Annotated in this window: 17 protein-coding genes; 4 read left to right on the top strand and 13 right to left on the bottom strand. The window is 40.2% G+C overall.

All coding sequences use genetic code 11. The features are described 5' to 3' along the window. Positions 1–716 precede the first annotated feature (716 nt). The 6 genes from EKM81_RS01260 to EKM81_RS01235 form a co-directional block, all read right to left on the bottom strand. A complete protein-coding gene (locus EKM81_RS01260) occupies positions 717–1,676 on the bottom strand; it encodes an ATP-binding cassette domain-containing protein (RefSeq protein ID WP_125647225.1) in 960 nt (319 codons plus the stop codon). Next, positions 1,663–2,766 (bottom strand): ABC transporter ATP-binding protein, encoded by a 1,104-nt coding sequence (locus tag EKM81_RS01255; RefSeq protein WP_125647221.1) that lies wholly within the window; start codon positions 2,764–2,766, stop codon positions 1,663–1,665. Before EKM81_RS01255 ends, EKM81_RS01260 begins: the two co-directional genes overlap by 14 nt. 14 nt (positions 2,767–2,780) lie before the next feature. After that, positions 2,781–3,728: an oligopeptide ABC transporter permease OppC gene (oppC, locus tag EKM81_RS01250; protein ID WP_125647218.1), complete on the bottom strand. Its 948-nt coding sequence runs from the start codon at positions 3,726–3,728 to the stop codon at positions 2,781–2,783. A gap of 2 nt (positions 3,729–3,730) precedes the next feature. Then, positions 3,731–5,221, bottom strand: a complete 1,491-nt coding sequence (locus EKM81_RS01245) for an ABC transporter permease (RefSeq protein ID WP_125647215.1) — start codon at positions 5,219–5,221, stop codon at positions 3,731–3,733. A gap of 110 nt (positions 5,222–5,331) precedes the next feature. Then, positions 5,332–7,308 carry a peptide ABC transporter substrate-binding protein gene (locus EKM81_RS01240; RefSeq protein WP_125647212.1) on the bottom strand — a complete coding sequence of 659 codons (1,977 nt, stop codon included), beginning with the start codon at positions 7,306–7,308 and terminating at the stop codon, positions 5,332–5,334. A 309-nt stretch (positions 7,309–7,617) separates the two neighbouring features. Then, complete coding sequence (locus tag EKM81_RS01235) at positions 7,618–7,809, bottom strand: hypothetical protein (RefSeq protein WP_125647209.1); 192 nt, start codon at positions 7,807–7,809, stop codon at positions 7,618–7,620. A 207-nt stretch (positions 7,810–8,016) separates the two neighbouring features. Here EKM81_RS01235 and EKM81_RS01230 point away from each other — a divergent pair, with 207 nt between their 5' ends. Then, positions 8,017–9,099, top strand: a complete 1,083-nt coding sequence (locus tag EKM81_RS01230) for a zinc-binding alcohol dehydrogenase family protein (protein ID WP_125647206.1) — start codon at positions 8,017–8,019, stop codon at positions 9,097–9,099. Between the two features lie 350 nt (positions 9,100–9,449). On the opposite strand, the gene EKM81_RS01225 is transcribed toward EKM81_RS01230, so the two are convergent. Next, the gene (locus tag EKM81_RS01225; RefSeq protein WP_225420138.1) at positions 9,450–9,992 is read right to left on the bottom strand and encodes a site-specific integrase; all 543 of its coding nucleotides are present in this window, start codon (positions 9,990–9,992) and stop codon (positions 9,450–9,452) included. Between the two features lie 845 nt (positions 9,993–10,837). Here EKM81_RS01225 and tnpC point away from each other — a divergent pair. Beyond that, the gene (tnpC, locus tag EKM81_RS01220; protein ID WP_164509149.1) at positions 10,838–12,286 is read left to right on the top strand and encodes an IS66 family transposase; all 1,449 of its coding nucleotides are present in this window, start codon (positions 10,838–10,840) and stop codon (positions 12,284–12,286) included. Between the two features lie 361 nt (positions 12,287–12,647). Here tnpC and EKM81_RS01215 read toward each other — a convergent pair whose 3' ends face one another. Continuing rightward, complete coding sequence (locus tag EKM81_RS01215; protein ID WP_164509148.1) at positions 12,648–18,251, bottom strand: SpaA isopeptide-forming pilin-related protein; 5,604 nt, start codon at positions 18,249–18,251, stop codon at positions 12,648–12,650. A 657-nt stretch (positions 18,252–18,908) separates the two neighbouring features. On the opposite strand from EKM81_RS01215, the gene EKM81_RS11545 reads away from it, so the two are divergent. Beyond that, positions 18,909–18,995 carry a recombinase family protein gene (locus EKM81_RS11545; RefSeq protein WP_125647299.1) on the top strand — a complete coding sequence of 29 codons (87 nt, stop codon included), beginning with the start codon at positions 18,909–18,911 and terminating at the stop codon, positions 18,993–18,995. A 522-nt stretch (positions 18,996–19,517) separates the two neighbouring features. Here the strand turns inward: EKM81_RS11545 and EKM81_RS01205 are convergent. From EKM81_RS01205 to EKM81_RS01190, 4 genes are all read right to left on the bottom strand, one after another. Continuing rightward, positions 19,518–20,516 (bottom strand): NAD(P)-dependent oxidoreductase, encoded by a 999-nt coding sequence (locus EKM81_RS01205; RefSeq protein WP_125647197.1) that lies wholly within the window; start codon positions 20,514–20,516, stop codon positions 19,518–19,520. Between the two features lie 68 nt (positions 20,517–20,584). Then, complete coding sequence (locus EKM81_RS01200) at positions 20,585–21,643, bottom strand: AEC family transporter (protein WP_125647194.1); 1,059 nt, start codon at positions 21,641–21,643, stop codon at positions 20,585–20,587. Between the two features lie 271 nt (positions 21,644–21,914). After that, complete coding sequence (locus tag EKM81_RS01195; protein WP_164509147.1) at positions 21,915–22,841, bottom strand: alpha/beta hydrolase; 927 nt, start codon at positions 22,839–22,841, stop codon at positions 21,915–21,917. 589 nt (positions 22,842–23,430) lie between these two features. Continuing rightward, positions 23,431–25,098 carry a glycoside hydrolase family 13 protein gene (locus tag EKM81_RS01190; protein ID WP_125647189.1) on the bottom strand — a complete coding sequence of 556 codons (1,668 nt, stop codon included), beginning with the start codon at positions 25,096–25,098 and terminating at the stop codon, positions 23,431–23,433. Between the two features lie 213 nt (positions 25,099–25,311). Between EKM81_RS01190 and EKM81_RS01185 the strand changes: the two genes are divergently transcribed. Next, a complete protein-coding gene (locus EKM81_RS01185; protein ID WP_125647186.1) occupies positions 25,312–25,701 on the top strand; it encodes an OsmC family protein in 390 nt (129 codons plus the stop codon). A gap of 132 nt (positions 25,702–25,833) precedes the next feature. Here the strand turns inward: EKM81_RS01185 and trhA are convergent, their stop codons facing one another. After that, positions 25,834–26,499 carry a PAQR family membrane homeostasis protein TrhA gene (gene trhA / locus EKM81_RS01180; RefSeq protein ID WP_125647181.1) on the bottom strand — a complete coding sequence of 222 codons (666 nt, stop codon included), beginning with the start codon at positions 26,497–26,499 and terminating at the stop codon, positions 25,834–25,836. Between the last annotated feature and the right edge of the window lie 231 nt (positions 26,500–26,730).

Raw genomic sequence — 26,730 nt, 5'->3', positions numbered from 1 at the left:
CAATTGGGTTGAAAATGGCTGAAACTAGTTGACTTAATTTTGCTGCAGTCAAAATTAAATTTTCCAGCTAAGGGAAACTAAAAAGAGCCCGTTTCTATTCCTAGAAACGAGCTCTGTCGTGTTTACCATTCTAATTTGTGCTAGCCTTACGGACTACCACCTCACTAACGTACAGGCAAATAAGCCGATACGCGTGCACGATAATGAGTGCCAAGTCATCATCACTTAACAGTGCTTAGTGATGCCGATCGTGGGCCATTTTCAATTCGTCGTAACTACCTTACTCTCAGCAAATGTAAGTTTTCTGTACAGTCTTAACGGATTTACTTTCCCATTCCATTCGTTTTCATGAAACCTTAATTAACGATTGATTCTACAATACACGATTCTCATAAAACTTGTCAAGCTTTTAATGAAACTTTTTTAAAATAGTTGTGAGGAGCGGTGGTTTTTTGGCGTAGTACAATTTCAAATATTTGCATGAGCGGTGCCAACCGATCGTGTAAATATTTAAATTGTACCTAGCCATTTACCGCTCCGAACACGATTCAACCAAAGTTGTGAGGAGTAGGGGAAACTGGCGTAGAGTAACTTCAATTATTTGATTGAGCTGGTGAAACAGAACTGGTTCTGACGCCATTCTGCCTAAAACAAGTTCAGATTAAGAACAACAAAAAAGATCGGATAATCATAAGATTATCCGACCCAGAAATACATTATTTGGTCAGTTGCCCTTGCTCTTCAAGAATCTTACGGTAATGCGCTTCTTCAGGCGCATTACAATAAACAAAATGACCTGGTTTGACTTCAACGAATTTCGGCTTATCCACACTATAATCATGCATGTTGGTATCATAGACAACTAATTTCTTCTCCCGAGCTAATTCAGGATCAGGAATTGGCACCGCTGATAGCAACGATTGCGTGTATGGATGAAGTGGATTGGTGAATAGTTCTTCAGTGTCGGCCAATTCCAGAATCCGACCAGCATGAATAACAGCAATTCGATCCGAAATAAACCGAACCACGGATAAATCATGGGCAATAAACAAGTAAGTTAAATTACTTTCGCGCTGGAATTTCTTCAACAAATTCAAAACCTGGGCCCGAATTGAAACATCCAAAGCTGAAATTGGTTCGTCGGCAACCACTAAATCAGGCTGCATGATCAACGCCCGCGCAATCCCGATCCGCTGCCGCTGACCACCAGAGAATTCATGCGGATAACGATACAAATGCTCCGGCAACAAGCCAACCTCTTCAATGATCTTGGTCACTTTTTGTAAACGATCTTCTTCAGAATCATACAAATGAAAGTTGTATAACCCTTCCGAAATAATATAATCAATCGTTGCCCGTTCATTAAGAGAAGCTGATGGATCTTGAAAAATCATCTGAATTTTCCGGGTCACTTCTTGTTCCTCTTGATGGGATAATTTTTTGTTGATTTGATGGCCGTTAAAATCAATCTCACCATGGCTAGTGGGGTTAATACCCAGAATTGCGCGGCCAATCGTTGTTTTACCAGAACCAGATTCACCAACTAGTGAGAAGGTTTCTCCTCGATAAATATCGAAATTAACATCTTGAACAGCCACAAATTTTTGCTTGCCTTCACCAAAAGAAATTTCCAAATCATGGAGTGAAAGCAGGACATCTTTTTTATTTACCGTCATGTTCTTCAGCCTCCATTTCTTCTGTTTCAGCATGCAACCGATTATCACGTTCCAAGGTCTTAACGAAACGTTCATGCAAGTTTTGAATCAAAGCAGGTTTTTCAACCTTAGGTGCGCGCGGATCCAACAACCATGTCTTGGCGAAATGTGTTGGCGAAACTTGGAACATTGGTGGTTCCGCTTCAAAGTCAACTTTCATAGCAAAAGGATTCCGTGGGGCAAAAGCATCGCCTTTAATATCCTTGTATAGCGAAGGTGGTGTGCCAGGAATCGAATACAATTCGCCGCCCTTTTGTGCTAACTGGGGTAATGAAGATAACAAACTCCACGTATATGGATGTCTGGGATCGTAGAAAATCTCACGACAAGTACCAACCTCAATAATTTCACCAGAATACATAACGGCGATTCGATCGGCAATCGAAGCAACCACGCCTAGATCATGAGTAATGAAAATAGTCGTAAAATGATAGTCTTTCTGTAATTCTTTAATTAATTCCAAAATCTGTGCTTGAATCGTTACATCCAATGCCGTCGTTGGCTCGTCACAAATCAAAACTTTAGGATGGCAAGCCAAGGCAATTGCAATAACGATCCGTTGCCGCATCCCGCCAGAATATTCAAAAGGATACTCGTTATAACGCGCTGCAGCATTAGGAATTCCCGTCCGATCCATTAAATCGATGGCAATTTCTTTAGCTTCTTTTTTCGACTTACCTTGATGTTTAATAACAACTTCGGCAATTTGCGAACCAATTGTTTTAATTGGATCTAATGAAGTCATCGGGTCCTGGAAAATCGTCGCGATTTCTTTCCCACGAATACCTTCCCAGTCCTTATCTTTCTTCAAATCACTTAATCGTTGACCATCATAATCAATCGTCCCATGGCTAATATAGCCATTTTGTTCCAACATCCCGGTGAAAGTCTTAGTCAAAACCGACTTTCCAGAGCCAGATTCACCAACAATTGCCAATGTTTCTTGGTCCTTAAGTTCCAAGGAGACATTGCGAATTGCTTTTAACTCACGACCCCGAACGTGGAAACCGACCGATAAATCTTTTACTGTTAAAATACTTTTCTCAGTCATCTTACACGCTCCCTCTACATATGTGTCCGTGGATCTGATGCATCAGCTAAATTCTGGCCAACGATATACAGCGAAACCGTAATCAAGGCAAGCACTAAGACTGGTAACCAGAATAAGTACGGATAGCTAGTCATATATGGCGAATATTGAGAAATCAAGCGGCCCAGTGATGGCACACTTTGACTCAAACCAACACCTAAGAAGGATAAGAAAACTTCGTAAGAAATAAACGATGGTAGCAACTGTGAAACTTGAGTCACAATAACAGAAGTCAAATATGGCAAAATATTTCGGAAAATCATCCGCCGCGTTGGCGTACCTAACGTCCGCGAAGCAATATTATATTCACGGTCACGCATGATCATAACCTGAACTCGAATGAAGTAAGCTGTCCCTAACCAAGAAGTACAAGTCATGGCAAAAATCAAATTCCAAAAACCATTACCAAACGTATATGACAGCACAATGATAATAAGGAGCATTGGCACATTAGAAATAACATTATAAATTTCCAGCATCAATCGATCAATCGACTTGGAAACACCCCAAATGGCACCAACAATCACACCAATGACAGTAGTGATCAATGAGGCAATAAACCCAATCGAAACTGAGGTCTTAGCACCAGCCCAAATGGCATCAAACAACGATTTACCATCAGCATCAGTCCCAAACCAGTATTTAGCGCTGGGCCAATTATAACGAGCGCCAAAGTTATTAACGCCAGAAACATCCATTAGATTGTAGCCACTAAATAACGGTTGAATAAATGACATTAATAAAATTGCCACCATTAAAATCAACATAAAAATCGTTACTTTACTGGAGAAGAAAGTTTTTGCAACTGAACCCCAATATGAATATTTTGGCGTGTCAATAATTTCTGAAGCTTTAGCGTCACGACTAACCAAAACGAAATCATTATCAATATCTTGCGGTGTCTCTTTAATTTTATCTGCCATGGTTAGTCATCTCCTGACGTAGAAAGTTTAATTCGTGGATCGACAATGGTCATTAGAATATCACCAAGCAAGACTGAGAAGACTGCAATGGTCGTAAAGATAAAGACTAAGCCAATCACAATTGGATTATTATGAGAAATAATTGCATCAGGCAACATCTTCCCCATCCCAGGCATTGCGAAAATTGTTTCAGTAATGGTGGCCCCACCGATTAAACCAATGATGGACCCAGGAATACCTTGGACAATTGGAATCGAAGCATTTTTGAAAATATGCTTCCGATAAATTTCGCCGTCGTTTAATCCTTTTGCTTTTGCGAATTTAACATAATCAGAAGATTGTTGATCAATCATATACCGCCGGAACCAAATCACCAATCCGGAAACGGACAGTAACCCTAAAATAACCGTCGGTGAGACCCATGAGGCGAATGATGACGCGCCTTGAGTTGGGAATGAATCAGGTAAGCCAAATAATGAACTACCTAAATAACGGAAAGCATAGATAAAGGCCAAGCTTGGTACGGCAATCAGAATAGTCACAATTGCTGTGCCAGCCTTATCAAACCACTTACCCTTATAACGTGCCATTAAAATAGCCATCGGAATTGAAATCACATAAGAAATAATTAACGCCCAAATACCAGCCTTGAAAGAAGTGCCAATCATTGAAGGGTCTTGATAATTCTGAGTGGTATTAGTGTAATCATCGCCATAACGTTCACGCACTGACGAGTCTTGTTTTGCTTTAGGTTGATATTGCCGTGAGTAAATATTATCAGCACTATTAAATGTTTTACCATTCGGATAAACATTCTGAACCACTTCAGTTTTACCTTGGCGAGCACCAATAACCGTGGTTACTGGAATCCCAGCAAAAGTAGGATATGATGTTCCTAAGTTAAACTTCAGGAAGTTTTGATGAATGTATGGGAATGAACTATTAAAGTAAATTTGATAACGATACTTAGTCCCAGAACCAACTAGCGCAAAGCCAGCCAATTTATCATTCTCAAACTTCAGATAACGTGGCATATTAGGATTCTTGGCATCATGGACTGCCCAAGGATTATCCCACTGAATTAAATTGCCGTAAAAACGACCAAGCCGTTCCAATAACGACAATTCCCGAGTTGCATAAAAGCCTTTACCAATCTTAAATTGATGAATGGTAAATCCATTTTTGTCGCCCCACTTCTCTAGCAACTGCTTATTAGCAGCAGTTGGTTTAGCGGTCACCTCAGGACTATCTTTTTCAGCCTTAGCTAAGAGTGATTTCGTATCGTAATACTCAATATAGTTCATTTTACTGAACGCAGTATTCTCATAATCCGTCAATTTATCAGGATCAGCTTTTAACTTACTGACCATCGTATCGTTCTTAAAAACATCGCTTCGTGGTACCAATGAATAAATAATGATATACGTCAACGTAGTAACTAAGAAAATACTGACAAGCGACCGGATTATTCGAAAGAAGACATACTTCTTCATCAAATGGTTCCTCCTTAATGCTGATTTTCATGCTTTGCTGATGGTACTGGAGAAAAGCAGAAAAAAGGCTAGTGTTGTGCTAGCCTTTTTCGCCCTACTCTAAGAGTTGATTAATCTTTTGCTTCTTCTTTGGCAATTTCAGCACGCTTCTTATCCCAAGCTGCTTTAGCTTTATTGTATTGAGCAATTGTAACTGGTGTATCCTGAACCTTCATGTACTTATATCTGAAACTACCTAAACCGGAATAAGCGAATGGGCTTGTGAATGGTACAACTTTAGTTACTGAAGGAGAACCGCCTGATGAATTAACCGGAATTGTGACGCCGGTGTTTAATAGATAAGCTTCTGCCTTAGCAAAGGCTGCATAACGAGCGTTATTATCATTAGTAATGGCTTCAGCAGCATCAACTAATTTTTCGTATTCATCCAAACCAACAGCCTGAATTGCAGCTTTATTAGATGCAGTTTGAGTACCAGCAGATGAAGGATTTAACCCAAGTGTCAAAATCATTGAACCAGCAGTTGGTGTGTAGATATCCAAATAACTTGATGGATCATCGTAATCGGGGGACCAACCAGAAGCATTACTAATATCAAAGTCAGCAGCAGCTCCGGTCGTTGCTTGGTAAGTCGCTGCCAAGTACTTGTCTTCATTCAATAATTGAATGTCAATTGAAATATTATCTTTACCTAAACTCTTTTCAACAGAACTCTTAAATGACTTCGATTGGTTTAAAGTTAATTGAGCTTTTTGATTAGCAGGTAAGTCTAAATGAATTGGGAAGGAAACACCTTCTGCAGCCAATTCTTTCTTGGCTTTAGCCATATATTCCTTAGCTTTAGCTACATTATACGTACCATCTTGGGCATCTGCTAAATTAACATCACCAAAGGCTGATTTATCAAGACTATCTAAGTCTGATTTGACTGAGTCTCCGTAATCTTTACCGTCTATTGAAACAAAATCTGGTGGCGTGATCTCATTACGCAATGACTTGGTTCCACCTTGAGCACCATTAGCCTGAGCATTATATTGTGACTTATTGAAAGCAAATTGAATAGCCAAACGGAAATTACGATTCAAAATTGCTTTCTTAGTATCAGACTTAGCTTGATCAGTCTTCTTAGAAGTTGCGCCATAAGTCTGACGATCTAAGTTAAACGTAAAGTTATAAATTGAAGCGTCCTGTTGTGACCAAATAATATTATTTTTATTATTCTTAACAACATCGCTATAACCAGCTGAATTAGGATAAACCCGAGCAGCCGTGAAGTCACCCTTCTTAAATGACTTATATAAGCCATCAGGATTACTACCATCATTGTAAGTGAACTTGATATCATCTACATGAACATTCTTCTTGTCCCAATAGTTATCGTTCCTCTTATATTCAAGAACAGACTTAGAAGTGAAGTTAGCTAAGATATAAGGACCATTGTAGAGAATACCATCAGCTTGTGGCTTACCGAAATTGCTACCCTTGGATTTCAAGAATTTAGCATTAACTGGGAACATTACCCCATAAGTTAATTTCGAGTTCCAGTAGTTCTCTGGTTGATTTAAAGTATATTGAACAGTATCATCGCCAATTGCCTTGACACCAACTGTTGAGAAGTCTTTAGTCTTACCATTAACATAATCATTCAAGCCCTTAATACTATCTTGAACAATATATAATGTTTCAGACTTAGCAGCCACGGCATGCTTTAAGCCAGTAACGAAATCTTGAGCCTTGACAGTGGCGTATTCATTACCATCACTGTCAACCCATTTAACGCCCTTACGTAATTTATAAGTATAAGTCTTACCATCTGCACTAACTTTCCATGATTTAGCTAAAGCAGGTTTCAATTGACCGTATTGATTACGTTCCAGTAACCCATCTTCAAAATTACCATATACCTGACTATTTGTAGAACGCATTGAAACAATATAGTCAAAATTATCTGGATCAGTTGTATACACGTAGTTATAACTTGAAGTATTGCTACTATTGGACGAAGCGGCTTTTTTATTACCACAGGCGCCTAACAGTGCCACACTCACCAAAGCGAGTGCTAATAACCCTTTCTTACCATTTTTCATAATAAAGCCCTCCAAATCGAAATTCTTCTCACCAAAACGGGTACCAAATAAATTAATCGTTTTATGAAGTTGATAAAATAGTACAATTATTAAACTTTAATGTCAATAGAAATGTTAATATTAATTTTTATATCATAAAAGATATTACGCTAATACTAACCGCCTGATTATATTGATATTAGTAATGAAATCAGTTACTAAAAACAATGAGAAAAAATAATTATTTTATCATATTTTCTCAGGAACGAGCTTTAACTCTGGGCAGATAATGAGAAGATTAATTCGCATAATCTTTAAAATAATGCAAATTCATTTTTTTCGTTGCTGCCAAAATCCTAAAGCAGTCAATACCACGCCAATCAATAGAACCAAAGCCATTGGTCCATTTAACAAATGGTTTTTCAAATAATCATTAATTAATAAATATGCACCACCTATCCAAATTAAACTGGCAATTAACAAAGTTAACGTGTGATCGTGGTCAGAATTCCGATTAAACATGCGTTGCTCCTTAAATCCTCATTTAAATCACTTATACGTTCATAATACCAGATGTTTACTTAGATTACCCACAATACGCCGCCTGAGTGAGATTATTGATTTAGCAGGCAAAAGTAGCATTACTTTATCTGAATTTACTTGATTGCTATACTAAAAGAGGTCCTATCACAAAACAGCTAGACAAATATAATTAGGGGGAATTTGACCATGACTCAAAGCCAAACTAATCTGATCCAATATGGATTCAATCAAGGCTTCAATTTAGGTTCCGGTACCTTTCACATTAAAACTAGTGACTTACCTACGCCTGGACCCCAAGATCTTTTAATTAAAATAATGGCTATTTCAGTAAATCCAGTTGATACTAAGCAGCGCCAAAGTCTCAGCGACAATCGCTTTCACGTTTTAGGCTACGATGCTGTTGGCACAGTCGTTGCGATGGGAAACCAAGTCACTGGTTTTCAAATTAATGATCAGGTTTATTACGCTGGTACAATCAATCGTGATGGTAGTTACGCCACACATCAGCTCATCGACTATCGCTTAGTCAGTCTAGCACCGAAAAAATTAACACCTGCAGAAAGTGCTGCGATTCCATTAACCGGATTAACCGCTTGGGAATTGCTTTTCGAGCAAATCGGCTTTGGTCAGCCATTAGACAATCCAGCAGTTCAAGAAAAAATTGCCCATGGCGCCGTAACGCCAGAAGAACTCGGCTTCCGTAGTAACCGCGATAAGGAATTATTGATAATCAATGGTGCCGGTGGCGTGGGCACGATGCTCAGCCAGATTGCGCATTGGGCCGGATTTCGTGTTGCGGCAACTGCAAGTCCCAAACATTTCGATTGGCTTCGTCAAAATAAAGTCGACTTATGTTTAGACTATCATCAAGATATCGCTGCTCAAGTCAAGCAAGCTGGCTGGGGAAAATTTGACGGCATTGCTGTATTGATCAATCCTGACCAGTACTTTGACCTAATCACGACACAAATAGCGCCCTTTGGTCAGGTTGGCTGTATTGTTGAAACTCAAACTCCATTGCCGATTGGTAAATTAAAAAATCTGAACGTTTGTTGGAGTTGGGAATTCATGTTTGCCAAAAGCAATTTTAATCATGAACTAGCCACTCAAGGACAGATTCTGAAGCAATTAGCCAATCTTCTTGATCAACAAAAGATTCATTCAACTTTGACTAAAACAATCCCCGGTTTAAATGTCGCTAATTTATTAACAGCCCATCAACTTATTGAAACTGGTCACACCGAAGGAAAAATCGTCATTACCCGCTAATATAATCACTTTGGCAATTAATACGAATAACAAGTCTAGCAAAAAAGAATGTACCCACAGGTGGCCAGCCGGTGAGTATTAACATAAAAACAACCAGCAATTCGCTAGAATTGCTGGTTGTTTTTGCGTTAAGTGAAACCGATTGCCGCTCAAGAATATGTTTCAGCAACCAAAGTTCAGCCTATTATCCAAATGACCGATACTTCCCCATTTCTTCAGGTAATATTTTCCGTGACGTCGTTACAGTAAATTATTTCCCGGGAACAATGACACATCTCGTGTAAGTCCCTTAGTATCAACGTTTCCAGCATCACCGATTTTACGGTGGCACAGTTTTGACCCTTTTCAAATTATTTTGGCTCATCGGGTACCTCCTCGGAGAAGATCCCGTTGAGCTTTTTTGCGACTTCAAAGTTACTGTTGGGGTAGAGATGACCGTAAGTGCCGAGTGTCGTTTCAATGTCCTCATGCCCCAGACGTTCTTTGATCTGGAGCTGATTTTCACCGACGCCGATCAACAGCGACACGTGCGAGTGGCAGAGGCCGTGCACGGTAATTCGCTGAACTTTGGCGAGTGTACTGTACGCGTCCACAATGTCCAAAAATTGTCCGTCAGAGCACGGAATCCCATCGCGTGAGAATACCCACTCGGAATGCACCATCGCCGCATGTGCGACATACCACGCGCCTAAGCACGCCACGGTATCATCATCACCAAGCGCCACGGTGCGACGACTAGCGGCAGTATTCGGCGCGGGCGTTTCAAACCAATTGTGGTTGTGATAGTCCATCGTCTTATTGACGTTCACCGTCTTAGCTTCGAGATCAGCGTCTGTCCACTTTAACGCCCGTGCTTCACCGCTACGCAAGCCTGGCATGAACATGAATCTCAACGTCGTGCGCTCAAATCGATGTAAACTAATTGGGCGTCAATTTTGCGTCATATTTCTGGCAAAACGCCGGTCTTACGCGGCTTAATTCTGCCCAGAAGGTTTATCCTGTCATACTATCGCCCCCCTATTAGATACTGGGGGCTGATGGCGGCCGGCTAACGCCGACCGCCGCGCACGGCGGCAAGGCTACCTCCTTTCAAAGAGATTTGAGAACTTTTGCTCTCACCATATACAGACAGCTTTTACAGCGTATTTGAAACCAAAGCTCTGAAATGTAATGGTTTCCTAATATTTAAGGCACTTTACGCTCCTCAAAAATTCTGAGCCTCCACTAATGACCAAGTCACTAACCGTCTTTGTAGAACACCTCGTAAGCAATTCCGATTTATGCCAATTCAAATTTCTGCTTACATATACACGGAATGTAAGTCCTATAACGCATTCGAAGTGAATAACATGGATTAAAAGGCTTTATTACTACCACTTTCCGTAACAAGTGCTCGGCGTTCTTTATCTGCTCTAGTCAGTGATCAGAGATTCGGATCACGGATTTGACGCTGTTGAGGTCAACCTAGGTCCGTTCAAGTTCAGACTATTAAGGATTTGGTAAGCATATGGAAGACCCGCTATTTGTATTGTGATGCCCAATGTAAGGCAATTAAGGTATGACGCCACAACTACTTGTTGCCGGAAATTCGAAGCCTTCTGAAATCTTCTTATTGATTTAATTTCCAAGCTAGTTGTTTGGGTGTTGACGAAATATCGCCTTGACTAAATAAGCCAATCAGGATATTCCTAACTCACTAAAAGAAAGAGACGAAGTATAATGACTAAAATTACGATTTGTGGAAAAGGGAACATGGAGCAAGCAATCGGTAATGCCTTTATATCGGTGGACAACGCTGTCAACTACATTGATGTTGGGGATCCGGACGACAATATCGGTGATATTGTCGCAAACTGGGCAACAAAGCGAAGCAGTAACAGATGATGAACCGCAGCAGCTAAGAAAGCCGAAATCTACTCGGCAGCAGTTGTTGGCGAATGATCTACCGGTAAGAACCACCGTTGTTTCCAAAACCGATGAATACAGTGAACATGGTCATGAATTGAAATTGGTAGGCACTCACTTTGTTCGCGAGGTCGTTCATCGAATCCCAGGGCGTTTGTTTGTCGAGAAAATCTATGAGAAGACCTACAAGTGCTCGACTTGCGAACTTGAAGATGGATGTAGTCATATCTATCGTGGTAACGCGCCGAAGGCGTTAATTGCCCACAGCATTGCGACGCCTTCGTTGATCGCGTCGATTTTGCATCAAAAATGCATTCTCGGGACACCGCTCTATCGCCAATTAAAGGATTGGCAGCGTGCAGGCGTCTTATTAAGTGAGACCACAATCTCAAATTGGGTCATCAAGTGTGCCGAGTTAGTGAAGCCAGTTTATGACCTGATGCGTAGCCACTTGATGAGCCAAGGTTTTCTCCAAGGCGATGAGACCCCTTATCAGGTACTTCAAGAGCCTGGCAAGTCGGCGCAGAGCAAGTCGTATATTTGGGTAGCCCGTAGTATCACGCGGTGCGAAACGCCAGTCGTCATGTATGCCTATGCGAATACTCGCTCCGGGAAATTCGCTCAGAACTTATACAGTGGCTTTCCTGGTGTCCTACAATGCGACGGCTACGCCGGCTACAATCTTCTGGGTGATTCAATCACTCGCGTTGGTTGTTGGGCGCATGTACGGCGTAAGTTCTTCGATGATTTCAAGAACACTAAGAAGATGACGCTGGGCTTGAAGCTACTCAATCAGATGCTTGAACTCGAACGGAATTGGGCAGGCTTAGATAGCGCATCACGCCTGGAAAAGCGTCAAGTGGTGCTTAAACCGTTGATCGAGCACTTTTGGGAGTGGTGTGATCATGTCGAGACTTTACCAAAAGATCGTCTAGGTAAAGCATTGGCGTATGCGCAGGGGCAACGTGTCGCATTAAATCGCGTCCTAGAATTTGGGGAAATCGATTTAAGTAATAACGCTTCTGAGTGCAACATGAAGAGTTATGTGATTGGCCGGAAAAACTGGCTGTTTAGCACTAGTCCAAAAGGTGCCGAAGCCAACGCCATCTGGATGACCGTGGTTGAAACCGCGAAAGCCAATGGGCTCGATCCGCGGAACTACATCACACAACTGTTAGAGATTGTCTCACAGCTACCAACATTCGCAAAAACGGAATCGTTGGAGGCGTGTTTGCCATGGAATTTAAAGACTAACAGTTCAAACGTAGAATCAAGCGTTTAAAGAATACGAAGGCCCGAAATCTCAAAAGACGAGATTGCGGGCCTATTTCAGCGGTCGATTACTAGGTGCTTACCTTACGAGCGGGATTCATATGCGGTCAGTTATTGGGTGCTTACGAATGAAAGGGCATAAGAAAAGCACCTAGACCAGTTAAGGCCCAAGTGCTTCATAAAAAAACTATCAACTCTACTTGACGAAGAGTCACAATCTCAAAAAACAAGTTTGTGGGGTTCCTTCGTATGGTTGATTATTAGGTGATTACTAATTGTTAGCGGTTTACTGACGCTCTAAAAATTTGAGTCGAAGTTCTTTTACTTCACTAAAATAATCCTTCAGCACCAGAGACCCTCATTTTCTATCTCTACTGGCGTTCTCGTCTGTAAAGATTGAAAAGACTGTAGGTGAACATACTGAGCAACAAGACCACTCCCATCAGTGTCGTTACTAAACTATTGGTATCTCCTGTAGCAGGCATGTTTTGGTCGCCTTTGTGCTTATCGTTGTTACTTTGTGATGAACTCTTCTTAAAGTTCTTGACAATAACCACAGCCTGTTTTCCGATAACCTGTAGATCGACAGTAAACGAAAGCTTACCATCATTTAGTTCATAACCAGCAGGGGCGGCAGTTTCAACAAAGTAGTAGTCGCCTGGCTTCAGGTCATCAACTTTAATTTGACCCTTAGCATCTGTCGTCAAACCACTGGCAATCTTAGTGCCGTCTTTCTTATACAGATCGAATACTGCACCGGAAAGAGCTTTACCAGTATCGCCGTCTGTCTTGTTCAAGACAACGGAGCCGGTCTTCTCGGCATTGGTTGCAGAAACGGTCGCAACCTTGGTTGTCGTTTGTAACTCAACCGTGAAGTTCAGCTTACTATCATTCAATTCATAGCCAGCTGGTGCTGCTGTTTCGACAAAGTAGTAGTCACCTGGCTTCAAATCATTGACTTGGATCTGACCTTTAGCATCTGTCGTCAAACCACTGGCAATCTTAGTGCCGTCTTTCTTATACAGATCGAATACTGCACCGGAAAGAGCTTTACCAGTATCGCCGTCTGTCTTGTTCAAGACAACGGAACCAGTCTTCTGACCATTCGTTGCGGAAACGGTCGCAACCTTGGTCGTTGCCTGGAATTCAACCGTGAAGTTCAATTTACTGTCATTCAATTCATAGCCAGCTGGTGCTGCTGTTTCGACAAAGTAGTAGTCACCTGGCTTCAAGTCATTGACCTTGATTTGACCCTTAGCGTCTGTCGTCAAATCACTGGCAACCTTAGTGCCGTCTTTCTTATACAGATCGAACACCGCACCAGAAAGAGCTTTACCAGTATCGCCGTCTGTCTTGTTCAAGACAACGGAACCAGTCTTCTGACCATTCGTTGCGGAAACGGTCGCAACCTTGGTCGTTGCCTGGAATTCAACCGTGAAGTTCAATTTACTGTCATTCAATTCATAGCCAGCTGGTGCTGCTGTTTCGACAAAGTAGTAGTCACCTGGCTTCAAGTCATTGACCTTGATTTGACCCTTAGCGTCTGTCGTCAAATCACTGGCAACCTTAGTGCCGTCTTTCTTATACAGATCGAACACCGCACCAGAAAGAGCTTTACCAGTATCGCCGTCTGTCTTGTTCAAGACAACGGAACCAGTCTTCTGACCATTCGTTGCGGAAACGGTCGCAACCTTAGTCGTTGTTTGTAATTCAACGGTGAAGTTCAGCTTACTGTCATTCAATTCATAGCCAGCTGGCGCTGCTATTTCGACAAAGTAGTAGTCACCTGGCTTCAAGTCATTGACTTGGATCTGGCCTTTAGCATCTGTCGTCAAACCACTGGCAATCTTAGTGCCGTCTTTCTTATACAGATCGAATACTGCACCAGCAAGAGTTTTACCAGTATCGCCATCTGTCTTATTCAAGACAACGGAGCCAGTCTTCTCAGCATTGGTTGCGGCAACGGTCGCAACCTTGGTTGTCGTTTGTAACTCAACCGTGAAGTTCAGCTTACTATCATTCAATTCATAGCCAGCTGGTGCTGCTGTTTCGACAAAATAGTAGTCACCTGGTTTCAAATCATTGACCTTGATTTGACCTTTAGCATCTGTCGTCAAACCACTAGCAAGCTTTGTGCCGTCCTTCTTATACAGATCGAACACGGCAACGGAAAGAACTTTACCAGTATCACCATCTGTCTTTGTTAGAAGAACGCTCCCTAATGCTTTATCATTTGTGACTGGAACTTTTAATTGAATACTATCGCCATTAATTGTAAAGGCATGCTGAGTATCATCTAGCTTATATCCATCAGGAGCCTTTGTTTCGACAATATAATAGTCTCCAGCATTAAGGCCGGTATAACTTACAGTGCCATCTAATCCCGTCTTAAGATTCGAAGCAACCTTAGTCCCGTCTTTCTTATAAAGATCAAATATTGCTCCAGCTAAAGGACTTGAGTTATCAGCATCAGACTTTTCAACCGTAACTTTTCCTTTTTGATTAGTTTCCGAAATAGAAACGTTATTATCATCGTTTGCATCACTATACTGAAGGTTAATTTCCTTACCATTGGCCAAAATGGTAGAGATTACATACCCATCTGGGGCCTTTGTTTCAACTAAAATATACTTCCCAGATTTAAGATTGTTCCAAGTAATACTGCCAGATGAATCTGTTGTGCCTTTGCGAAGCAACTGTCCCTTTTGTCCAGAAACATCAGACCAAAGTTCAAAAGAAGCTCCAGCAATTGACTTTTTGGTATCTGCATCACTCTTGGTGAGAACAAGATTGGTGTTCTTACCCGTTGCCGACCCACTATTGTTTACTACTGCCGTCGATCCACTGGTATTGTTATCAACATCTTTTTCGCCTTTTCCTGATATCGATGCTGTGTTTGTCAACATATCATTAATTTTTGACGAATTGATCAGTGAGCGATAGTGTATCGAGTAAGCCGAGCTGATTTCATTTGTAAAGGAAATCTTCATCGTTTGCTTACCAGTTGCATTATCAGTCTGCAAATCCACAGAGTAATCCTTACCAAGTACTAATGGCTTGCTCTTGTCTTCAGTAAATTCACCATTAGAAGCTACCTTCCCTGGATAGATCACAATAGAACTCTGATCAATAATCTGATTGTCAGAAGGCTCATCGGTAACAACTGCATTGCTGAAAGTTGACTGGGCTTTATTGACCCATATTGTCCATAACGCATAAGCAGAGTTTGTTGGGTCTTGTTTGCCACTTTTATCCAGAACATTGCCACTGTTTGGCACTGTCACCTTAGCCGTCAAATCACTGGACTCTTGGTTGTTTGTATAGATCGCTGTATTGTCATACGATTTTTGATCAATGACCTTACCAGAGAGGCTAGTCTGGTAACTCAATACATAAGCTTTAGAACTATTGTCTGGTAATTTCGCAGTAAGTTGTTTCTTAGCGCTGTCAAAGGAAATATTAGCGGAAGCAACTTGTGTCCCCAAAACATATGAGCCATCTTTGTTAATAGAAGCCTCATACAACTTGGCACTATCTGCTACATAGTCTTGGTCACCAATGATTGGATCAGTGATGGAAGCGTTGCTAAGTTGACGTTGATTATAGTTAGCAACCACGTTCCAAGTAATTGTCTTCGAAACAGCGTTGTAACTTCCTGACTTGCTGCCATCATTTTTAAACTCAGTCTTAGGAGTGAAATCTGCCTGTCCCTTGTTTGTATGATCGTGACCGTCTTTGTCAGTCCAAGTTGCCGTAGCAGTGTTAGTCCACTTGCCCCCATCTGGAAGGCTATTCGTTTCAAAGGCAGTTTTATAACTTAGTGTATACCAACTTGTGGCATGTTCCTTTAAAGCATTAGCAAAGGATATGGTAAACCCGTTTCCCTGCTTGCTAATCACATAGTCCGTTCCTTCACTGAGGGTTGTATTACTATCTTTATCCTTTAGAACAAAGGACTTATAGTCTACGGTCAGCCCATTCGGGACTGGATCGGTCATTGACCAATTGCTCATATCTTGCCGAGCCATATTGATATCAAAGTTCCACGTAACATTCTTGGTGTTGTAATCAACGGCCCCTAGAGACTTAGTTAGCCCCTGCTGTCCGACTGGATTATTTTCAGAATTAGAGGTTTGGCCGTTGCTATCTACCCTGTTACTAATCTTTTGGCCTTTATCACCAATTGGGTCTGTTACTTGTGACTGATACGAAATTTTGACTCCTTGGTTCAAACCATTGGGGAAAGCAATAGTCATTTCAGTTCTATCAGTGTTGTAAGTCACTTCATATTGATCGGCACTAATAGGCACACCAGCCTCATCAACTAATGAAAGCTTATTGTCCTCCGGGAATGTTTGGCCCTCTGATAACGTATCTATTAATTTAGTATTGGCAGGAAGTGCCTTTTCACCATAATTGTAGTCAATATGCCAGTTATACTTTTGACTACCATTATTATCCTGACCGTCAAAACTCTTGGTTAAAAGTTTTCCGTAGTTAGCGTTTACTGTCGCACTAGCTGGATAGTTTTTATCACCGTTAGTTAAGGTAGCGTTGTTCGTAAAGGTTAATTTTCCACCATTATCTGGCAATTTACTCGAATCAATATCGCTAGTGTATTCAACCTTAAAAGCCTGATAGGTATCCGCATATGCACCAATAAACGTAATTTTTCCATTTTCGACCTTGTAATCTGTACCTTCTTTAAGAGGATCGCCAGTTTTAGTCACATTCCCATTCAGATCAACTGTCAAGGGATATACACTAACCGATTTCAGCGTGGTTGGCACAGTGTTGGTAGTATCACTTGGCATTGGATCAGAAATTGTTGCATTCTTTAGCTCTTGACCATTGGTATTAATTGTGACGTTCCACGTAATCCCGGTTGGATTATTTCCAGATGTGTTAGCGCCAGTTAGTTGACCAGTCTTTGCGATGTCGTTACCACCTGATGGCTGAACAACGATTGGTATCGTTACCGGTCCAGTAGTCGTGTCAATGACAATGCCTTCTTTGCCAGACGATGAGTCACTGCTGATGGTAGAAGTATAACTAAATGTCCCTTCAATGTGGTTCACGTTTTCAACATCACTGTTAAAGGTGAACTTAACTGTGCCATCAGCAGCTATGCTATAAGTTCCATAGTCACCGAGGGTTCCCGTACCTGGTTTATAGGTAACTCCTTCAGGTAACTTAAATGAGAAATAGTCACCATCTTTTACTTGGTATCCGTCTTTCAGCTCATCCGGAATTGCCCACGTATATTGAAAATTAAGATTGGTATCTTTTGTCACTTGTGTAGAATCAACAGGATTACCTTTGCTATCTGTGAATTTAATATTTGCTCCGGTAATGATTGTTCCTTTGGAGTCATCTGGCAAATATTGTGAGATATCATTGCCCTCAGCACTCACAGATACTGTCTTTACGATTTGGCTCTTCGACGCAACACTAGAAGTAGCCTTGCTGCTAACATTCGCTGAAGGTTTATCAGCTTTTGCTACTGAAGTAGTATCAGACAGTTTTGCAGCAATATTTTGACCATCCATCGAGAAATTGATAGATCCGGCTAAGGATGAAGCATCTGTGAGACTTAGTTGGATAGTCGCCGTTCCAGAAACATTTCCTAAAACCGATAGTCGTAATTTATTAGCAGAATAGGTATATTTTCCGACAACTTTTTGATTGGCATCAAGAACGTTGGAGTTGGCCATCTCTTTTAGTTGCTGATTGTTAGAAAAAGATACGGAAACATCCTTATGAATACTTTCATCCGTTAAATTGTTTAATGAAAGTTTCAAATCAATGTTCCGCGAACCAGCAGTTTCCTGGGTTGCCCCCAGAAGTTGAGCCTCAGTAGAATCACCGGTCGCACTAGATGTAACAGCTTCCACAACTTGGGCTGATGATTGTAAGAAGAGCAATAATATCAGAATACAAGAGTACGTCTTCTGAAGTAATCGCCTTTTTTTCATAACTTATATCCTCCTAAAAATTCACTGTCCAATATAATTAAAAACATCGTCATACTATTTGCACCCGCGTAAACTGCGGTTGGACTAGAGCTGACTTTCCTCATCATTACAATATCTTGATGTTTGAAATAGACGGGTAAAATTTAGAGTCACTCAATGTATAAAACTCCACTCATAACACTTTAGAAGTGTACCACAAAAGTTGACGTTTTAAAAGCTCGGTTTCAAATCCGGATGTAGAATACCTGGGAAAATTCCAAAAAAGAAATGCATTAGGTACGATGAAATATTGTCGATCTCCTAAAGCAAGTCACTTTGCCGCAATAGCAGCTGTTCTTGCCGTTGCCGTCGATGAAACCGAGGGTGTCGTTTGAAAACCGTTCTTCTTCAACCGTGGCGAAAGTAAGTTTAGATGCGACGGCGGGCGCAGAGACCCGACGACGAACTTATTGCTAGCACTTTGCCTAGAGTTTCCTATTGGAAAGAAGCGTTCACTACTCGAATTGATAGATTGAGCTTTTTTGGGGGTACACCCCCAAAAAAGCAGAGACAGGCGATTTAAATGCAGTTTCAGCTTCCTTTTTGGGTCGTTTTTAATTCAAAATAAGAAATGAATATTGATGTATAAATTGAAACTCCGTTTAGAGGTGGCAGTATATGAAGATTGGATATGCACGTGTTTCAACAACGGATCAAAACCTAGCTAGACAAATTGAGGCTCACACTTTGTTGTACAATTCTTAAATAGCCAATTTGTAAGTGTTTAACTGTTAAGGCTGATCATTGCTTAAGTAAGCATGAAGTTATTAAGATTGAGGTGTGTATGCGGAATATACATTTAGATAGTGTGAAGCTTCATCGTTTCGACAAAGACAGTAAGTAAGAAATATTTGTATGAATCGGTGAATCTCAAACACGGTAAATATCATGGATGCGTACAGTAAGAGCGTATGTGTGCTTGTGACAAAGAGATGGAGAATTAATAGTGATCTTCTTGTATTTGCCTCTAGCATGTATGGGGCAAAGATACCTGTGATAAAAGATATAGAGCCTAATACGCTAGTGATTTGTCAGCGTATTAGGCTCTATATCTGTATTTTGAAGGTGGCACAATCCAACGGTGTATTATTTAATATTATTGAATCCATCTGCGCATAAAAGTGTGATATACCGCAGTTTAATGTTTTAGTCATTTGAGAATAATATTTCCCGGGAAATAATTTACAAAAAAAACAACATCACCTAAATTGGCGATGTTGCTAATTGTTATTTATTTAACAAATTTTTGCTAGTTCCCGTGGTCAAAACTTCATTAAAGTTATCAAAACTGATTCGAATCATATCAGTCAAGGCTTCCTCAGTGTATGAACCAATATGTGGCGTTAAAATCACTCTTGGATAAAGATCAATTAGTGTTTGTAAGTGCTCGTCGGAGATTTTTGCGCCCTCAAGATTTTTACCAATAAATTGACCTTCATTTTCGAGAACATCAGCTGCAAAGCCACCTAATTTACCAGCCTTCAGCGCAGCAATAATATCACCAACATTAGTTACCTCTGCCCGTGCAGTGTTGACCAAAATAGCTGTTGGTTTCACGAGCTTCAATAAATCAGCATTAATGAATTGATCATTCTCACCCTTAATGTAAGGTACATGTAAGGAAATAATATCTGATTTAGCTAGCAGCTCTTCTTGGCTAACAAATTCAACGACAGCTTTTGCAGCGTCGGATTGGTAAATATCATAACCCAAGACTTTAGCGCCTAATGCCTTATACGATTGTGCTTCGGCGACCCCAATATGACCAGTCCCAATAATTCCAACTGTCAAATCACGAATTTCATGACTGAATTCTTCAGGAATAACTTGGAAGTTTTGCTGTTGTGAGCGATATGCGGCCAAAGCAACATGCCGTTGTAGCGTCAAGCCTAAAGTCAATGCCAAATCAGCTACCGCATTCGGTGAATATGAAGGTACGCGCGCAACCAATTGACCATTTGCTTTTGCTGCTGCTAAATCAATATGATTAAAGCCGATTGTCCGTGTGAAAACGTACTTAATTCCCCACTCCTTCAGCTTCGCCAAATTCGTCGCGTCACCACCACAATTAGCTCGCAATAAAACTGCGTCCATCCCTTTGGCTGTCTCAATGTTGTCATGAGTTAGTAATTCTGGTAATAATTTCAACTCATAATTATATTTGTTTAGTTTTTTAAAGAATGGTACCTCATTTTCGCGAACACCATAAGCAACAATTTTGAACATTAGTAAGTCCTACCTTTCTGAATATCCTCGTACTTAACTGACGCTAATCTTGACTGAACTACATTAGCCTAGAAAATACCAGTTGCACCTAAGATCGAAACCACCACAATCCAGATTGGCATCATAATAACCGCACCAATCGTTGATAGCAATGACGCATTCGAAGCTAATACTGCTTCACGATCAAAGCCGATTGCATATGAAGACGCAACCGCTGCCGTTGGCGTTGCCATCATAATAATGATGGTTGCCAAAGCAACTTTATCAACTGGTAAGATATGACTAACCGTTAACAATACTAATAAGATAACATTGATTGCTGGGACAGCAATCACTTTCATGGCAGTGTAGTACCATGAAGTCTTATCAGAAGCAGCACTCTTCAAAGTGATTTCACCTAGTGTTGACCCAATTGCCAACCAAGCTAGTGGTGATGCTAAGCCTGCCAAATAAGTTAATGGTTTAAAGAGCCAAAGTGCCGTCAAATCAATTCGATAAAAAGCCACTTGAACAGTTTGGTTCGTTGCCGCATTAAATGCACTAACTTGTGGCATATATGGTTGAATAATCCAAAGAATCAAACCTAAGAATGTTGCAATAACAATTGGATTTAAGAACATTTGCTTAATATTCTTTTTGTCCATCTCTAAACCACTCATTTTGATATAAGCGTAAGAATAGAGGAAAATCCGGTAACCAATATTGAAGATTGAAGCGTACATGGCACCCTTAGCGCCATAAATTGCGGCAACAATTGGAATCCCAAAGAATGTCGTTGAGCCGAATGTTGTCAAAACACTTAAAACATCGCCGCGACCCTTAGGATACTTTAAATACATTAATTTCGTTACAAAAATTAGAATAATATAAACAACGATCCCAAAAATCAGCACATTGATTCCTTGACGCAAAGTCTTCTGATCAATTGGTGCCATGAAGGAATTAAATGCTAATGCAGGTAATGATACTGATAAAACAACCTTAGTTAAAACTTTCCCGAATTGGGCTGTAAAAATGTTCTTCTTTCGTAAAACAAAACCCAATAAAATGATAAAAATTGTCGACGTAATTGCACTGACAATATTCATATTCGTAAAAGTTTCTGCCAAAACTTTTCCAAAATTCATATTTAGTCCCTCCAAAGAATAATCAATAATAACTAACACCAGTCATTATTCCATAACTATTTCATTCAAGCAAACATTAACAAGCCTGAACAATTAACTTTGTTGTGAATTATAATTGTAATTAATTTGGATAAAATAAATAAAATTCTTAAATAAGTTTTTGGTGATAATCAAGATAACCGCTTGCATTGCCCATAAAATCATCATCTCATTTCCTGTCAACAACTAGTTTCAGCTTTTTTTGTAAATTTCATCAAATTATTCGTGAATCTCACTTATGGTCATCTTTCACATACTCATCTAAAAAACTTTTTACTTGTGAAAAATATTCGGCCGGATTCCGCTGATAAGCTTGCGTATGACCTGCGTTGGCTACCAAATATTCCGCTTTAGGCGCCGTACAAGCTTGATATAAAACCCGTTCTGATTTTAATGGCACATAATTGTCCTCTTTTCCGTGGATAAAGAGGGTGGGCGTGCTACTTTTAGCAACTTGACCTGCAATATCACCATCTTGCAAACGATAATGGGCAAAATGTTTCGTCAATAAACTAGCTAACCACACTGTCGGCTCTGGTATCAAATGATATTTCGTTAAGACACGATGTCGAACTTGGGTATAGACTTGGTCAAAGCCACAGTCAGCAATAACTGCCTTAACTTGAACAGATAAATCAGTCTCACCGCTAGTAGCAAGCACAGTTGCTGCACCCATACTGACACCAAACAGCACAATTGGTACAGCGCCACAATGTCGTTGAACTTGTTTAATCCAACCAACATAATCACGCCGGTCTTGCCAGCCAAAGCCAATATGAAAGCCACCACTAACACCTTGCCCGCGACTGTCGGGAAGTAACACTTGATAACCTAATTTTTGGAACAGTTGTGCATACTTGGCCATTTGTTGGTGGGTGTGGTGATAACCATGAGCAATGATAGCAACTGGTTGGTCAACTTCACCCGCCAGAAAATTAGCCTTTAAAGTTAATTGATCTTCACTTTGCTGTTGCCAAACTTGCCAATTCTGCTGGTCATACCAGTTCAAAAATTGCGTGCTATTCTCTTGACGCGATCGCTGGCGATATTTTTCTTTTGCTATTGGTGTCGTGCGAATTGCGATATCATATGTTTTCCAAGCCGCAATTATAAAAAATATTAGTACTAGTGCCAGTACTATCACACCAATTAACCACATAGAAATTACCTCCAGCATTATTTATTGAGCTATTAATTATTATCTAGTTTTTAAAACTAGATGTCAAATATAATAATCCGAATTTTCCGTTTTCAGACAACGATACTTGTTGTTGATAATTGCTATAGCAAGTATTTTCCTGCTAGTACGATGAGAAAGCTAGTTAGGCCGCTTTATTCACGCCTATCTAGGTCCAAGGTCTGATTTTACTTTCCTTAAGGCTTCCGTCAAACTTTCTTCACATTTATCCGTTATATTATAATCATAGCTTCGAGGGATTACCCCCTCCTTTGGAGCTAACCCATAGTAATGACCCAACTTTTTCATTTCATTCTTACTCCTCCAAAGACAAGAATGATTGTAGAGGCCTCCTCTACAAACCCCGTATACCCATATATACGAAAACACACCAGTTGCCCGCTGGTGTGTTTTTTTTGATGCCTATTTTAAACTGCATGTAAAATCAAGTAACGGCGCTAACTTATCTATCAAGCTGGTGATTGCAAGATCCTAGCGACGCTGATTTAAGCAATCATTGATTGCGCGCACTAAAATCAAATTTTAGAGCCAATAGCCCCTTGCTAACCAATTAATTTTCGTAAATATAAACTTTAGCTTCGTAAGGACGTAGTGTTGTTCCTTGATCATCAGCATAGTTCTTAATTAATGGTTCGCGATTGCTATCTTTCAATTCTGGCAAGTCGCAAGTAACTGTATCTTGGCTGAAATTGCAAACAACCAAAATTGTTTGTTTATCATCATGACGATGATAAGCCCAGATTCGCTCATCATTGGCTAACAGCAATTCATAATTACCATAGACAATGACCGGAAATTGATGCCGCAAGCCATTAATCCGTTGATAATAATAATAAATTGAATTAGGATCACGCAAAGCCGCTTGCACATTGATTGTCTCGCAATTCGAGTTAACAGCAAGCCATGGATCAACGCCCTCTTCAGAGAAGCCGGCATTAATCCCATCATGCCACTGCATTGGCGTCCGCGCATTATCCCGCGACATTTTATGAGCAGCTTCAATGAATTCATGATTGCTTAGCGCATGGCGATCTTCAACTAAGTCACGATAGGCATTAACCGTTTCGATATCACGATAATCAGAAATCGAGTTGAAATCATAGTTATTAGTCATCCCAATTTCCTCACCCTGATAAATATAAGGTGTGCCTTGAAGAAAATGTAACGCAGTAGCTAACATTTTAGCCGAAAGTACACGATATTCTGGCGTGGTATCATTACCAAACCGTGAAACGACCCGAGGTTGATCATGATTGTTCCAATATAACGAATTCCAAGCTTTACCATTTAACTCTAGCTGCCACTTACTCATAATTTGCTTTAATTCTGTTAATTTATAAGCCTTTGGCCGCCATTTACCCAATTTAGGGTCCTGGTCAATTCCCATATGCTCAAATTGGAAGATCATCTCTAACTCATGACGATCAAAACCAGCATAATTAATCGCATCATATGGTTTAACATCAGGCGTTTCCCCGACCGTTATAATGTCAAATTTAGATAAGACTTTCTTATTCATTTCTAACAAATAGTCATGGACATGAGGACCATTAGCGATTGGCGCAATATAGCCATCTTTATCTGGTAAAATATTTTCTGGTTTCGAAATTAGGTTGATAACATCCATTCGAAAACCATCAACGCCCTTATTCAGCCACCAAGCCATCATCGTAAAGATTGACTGCCGTAAATCAGGGTTGGTCCAGTTTAAATCAGGTTGTTTTTTGGAGAAAAGATGTAAATAATACTGGCCAGTCTGCTCGTCAAATTGCCAAGCAGAGCCACTAAATGACGATTGCCAGTCATTAGGTTCATGCCCATCAACCGGATCATGCCAAATATAATAATCACGATACTTATTTTCCTTACTAGAACGGCTTTCAGCAAACCAATGATGTTCATCAGACGTATGATTGACAACCAGATCCATCATAATCTTCAAACCACGATGGTGCGCTTTCTTTAATAACTCTTCAAAGTCGGCCATCGTACCGAAATCCTTCATAATTGCTTGGTAATCAGCAATATCATAGCCATTATCATCATTCGGTGATTTATAAATTGGGTTTAGCCAAATCACATCAACACCTAAAGTCTTGATATAATCCAAATGTTGAATAATCCCCTGTAAATCACCAATACCATCACGATTGGTATCCTGAAAACTACGTGGGTAAACTTGATAAACAACAGCCTCTTGCCACCAATGTTTTTGCATCAATCATACCTCCGTTTATCTTTTGTTAAGTTAAGATTAGTTTAATTAACTAGGCTTTGCAAGAGTAAACCGCTCGTTTCCGGTAACAAGCCCCGATTAAAATTTATTTTTCACGAATAGCTTGAAAAAAGGAGCCTCATTAGACGATTTCATTTTCAAAAACTGCTACACTTATTATTAGTTAGATTATTATCTTATAAAGGAGTCTTATCCATGGAAACCCTCACTTTTAATCAAACCGCTAATGGTTTACAGAATACGCAGACCGAAACTTGGACTTTCAAACGTGGCATTGGTTATGCACCTGTACAGGCACTTGTCTCAGCCACAGCCGTTTGCGAAAGTTATGTCTATCAGGAAATTCTAACCAATTCAAAGGTTAACTATACCTTTGAAAAAACCGTCGTTTCTTATGAACGCGAAGAAGCAGGTCATGTTAATCCAGTCAAGACAATTAGTGTGACCTTCTATTTAAAGGACGTCCCCGTTGAAAAGCAGGGATTAGCGACGCGGGCACTACGGCTAGTACAAGCAAATTGCCCAGTTACACAATCACTTAATGCTAGTATTCAAATTTCAGAAACAATTATTTTTGATGACTGATTAATCTCGTCAGCCTTGCATCATGCTTATTCCAAATATGATCAAAGCGACTAACCAGTGAATCTTAACGTCAAAAAAAACGAGCAATTCGAATTGCTCGTTTTTTTGACGTTAAGCGAAAATTGATACTGTCTAAACGTACAGATAAACAGATAAGAACATCAAAAATGAACCTAACATAACGAAAACATGCCAGATAACATGAATATATTTAATTCCACGCATACTGTAAAGCAACGCACCAAAAGTATACGCAATACCACCTGCAACTAATAGCCATAAGCCAGTACTCCCAATACTAGCCGCCAAAGGGCGCGATGCGAGCACCACGATCCAGCCCATTAAAATATAAAGTAACGTTTCAAAAATTGGATGTTTACCAACAACAAAAACCTTATACAGGATTCCCAAAATTGCTAAACCCCAAATAACGCCAAACATCGTCCAACCTTGCCAACCACCTAGGGCTACCAAAGTATATGGTGTATAGGTGCCAGCAATCAAAATGAAAATAGAGCTATGATCAAAAATTTGAAAGACATGACGCGCTTTCGTAAAAATCAAACTATGGTATAAGGTCGAAAATAAGTACAGTAATATCAAGCAACTACCATAAATTGTGAACGTTACAATTCGAATCGGGCTATTTAAGCTCACTGCCCGAATAATTAGCAAAATCAAACCTGCAACTGCTAAACCAAAGCCGATGCCATGAGTAATCGCTGAAAATACTTCATTACGGACTTCATAACGATGCGTATCATGCTGGGGTGTACTAAAAAGTGCTTTAACTATCATTATCATCATCTCCAAAAATCCTTCTCGATGATATTATAACACATAACCTGGTATTTAAAACCAGATGATAATATTTATTTGTTATTGCCACAACCATTATTAAAACATAAGGTGACTGAATTTATGATGTCTATAAAAAGATAGCTCCTAAAACGATTGTTATACAGCCTGGACAAGAACAGTAAACCTGAGTACAAAAAAACGAGCAATTCTTGACGAAATTGCTCGTTT

It is taken from the genome of Lapidilactobacillus gannanensis, from assembly GCF_003946675.1.
In the GTDB taxonomy this organism is placed as follows: domain Bacteria; phylum Bacillota; class Bacilli; order Lactobacillales; family Lactobacillaceae; genus Lapidilactobacillus; species Lapidilactobacillus gannanensis.
The sequence above is the reverse complement of the archived record's forward strand: the minus strand, read 5'-3'. Positions and strand labels throughout refer to the sequence as shown.

Bases quoted from the DNA above. Each gene is read 5' to 3' on its own strand.
- EKM81_RS01260 (WP_125647225.1), bottom strand. From the start codon at position 1,676: ATGACGGTAAATAAAAAAGATGTCCTGCTTTCACTCCATGATTTGGAA.
- EKM81_RS01235 (WP_125647209.1), bottom strand. From the start codon at position 7,809: ATGTTTAATCGGAATTCTGACCACGATCACACGTTAACTTTGTTAATT.
- EKM81_RS01230 (WP_125647206.1), top strand. From the start codon at position 8,017: ATGACTCAAAGCCAAACTAATCTGATCCAATATGGATTCAATCAAGGC.
- EKM81_RS01255 (WP_125647221.1), bottom strand. From the start codon at position 2,766: ATGACTGAGAAAAGTATTTTAACAGTAAAAGATTTATCGGTCGGTTTC.
- trhA (WP_125647181.1), bottom strand. From the start codon at position 26,499: ATGATAGTTAAAGCACTTTTTAGTACACCCCAGCATGATACGCATCGT.
- oppC (WP_125647218.1), bottom strand. From the start codon at position 3,728: ATGGCAGATAAAATTAAAGAGACACCGCAAGATATTGATAATGATTTC.
- EKM81_RS11545 (WP_125647299.1), top strand. From the start codon at position 18,909: ATGAAGATTGGATATGCACGTGTTTCAACAACGGATCAAAACCTAGCT.
- EKM81_RS01190 (WP_125647189.1), bottom strand. From the start codon at position 25,098: ATGCAAAAACATTGGTGGCAAGAGGCTGTTGTTTATCAAGTTTACCCA.
- EKM81_RS01200 (WP_125647194.1), bottom strand. From the start codon at position 21,643: ATGAATTTTGGAAAAGTTTTGGCAGAAACTTTTACGAATATGAATATT.
- EKM81_RS01245 (WP_125647215.1), bottom strand. From the start codon at position 5,221: ATGAAGAAGTATGTCTTCTTTCGAATAATCCGGTCGCTTGTCAGTATT.
- EKM81_RS01185 (WP_125647186.1), top strand. From the start codon at position 25,312: ATGGAAACCCTCACTTTTAATCAAACCGCTAATGGTTTACAGAATACG.
- EKM81_RS01195 (WP_164509147.1), bottom strand. From the start codon at position 22,841: ATGTGGTTAATTGGTGTGATAGTACTGGCACTAGTACTAATATTTTTT.
- EKM81_RS01240 (WP_125647212.1), bottom strand. From the start codon at position 7,308: ATGAAAAATGGTAAGAAAGGGTTATTAGCACTCGCTTTGGTGAGTGTG.
- EKM81_RS01205 (WP_125647197.1), bottom strand. From the start codon at position 20,516: ATGTTCAAAATTGTTGCTTATGGTGTTCGCGAAAATGAGGTACCATTC.
- EKM81_RS01215 (WP_164509148.1), bottom strand. From the start codon at position 18,251: ATGAAAAAAAGGCGATTACTTCAGAAGACGTACTCTTGTATTCTGATA.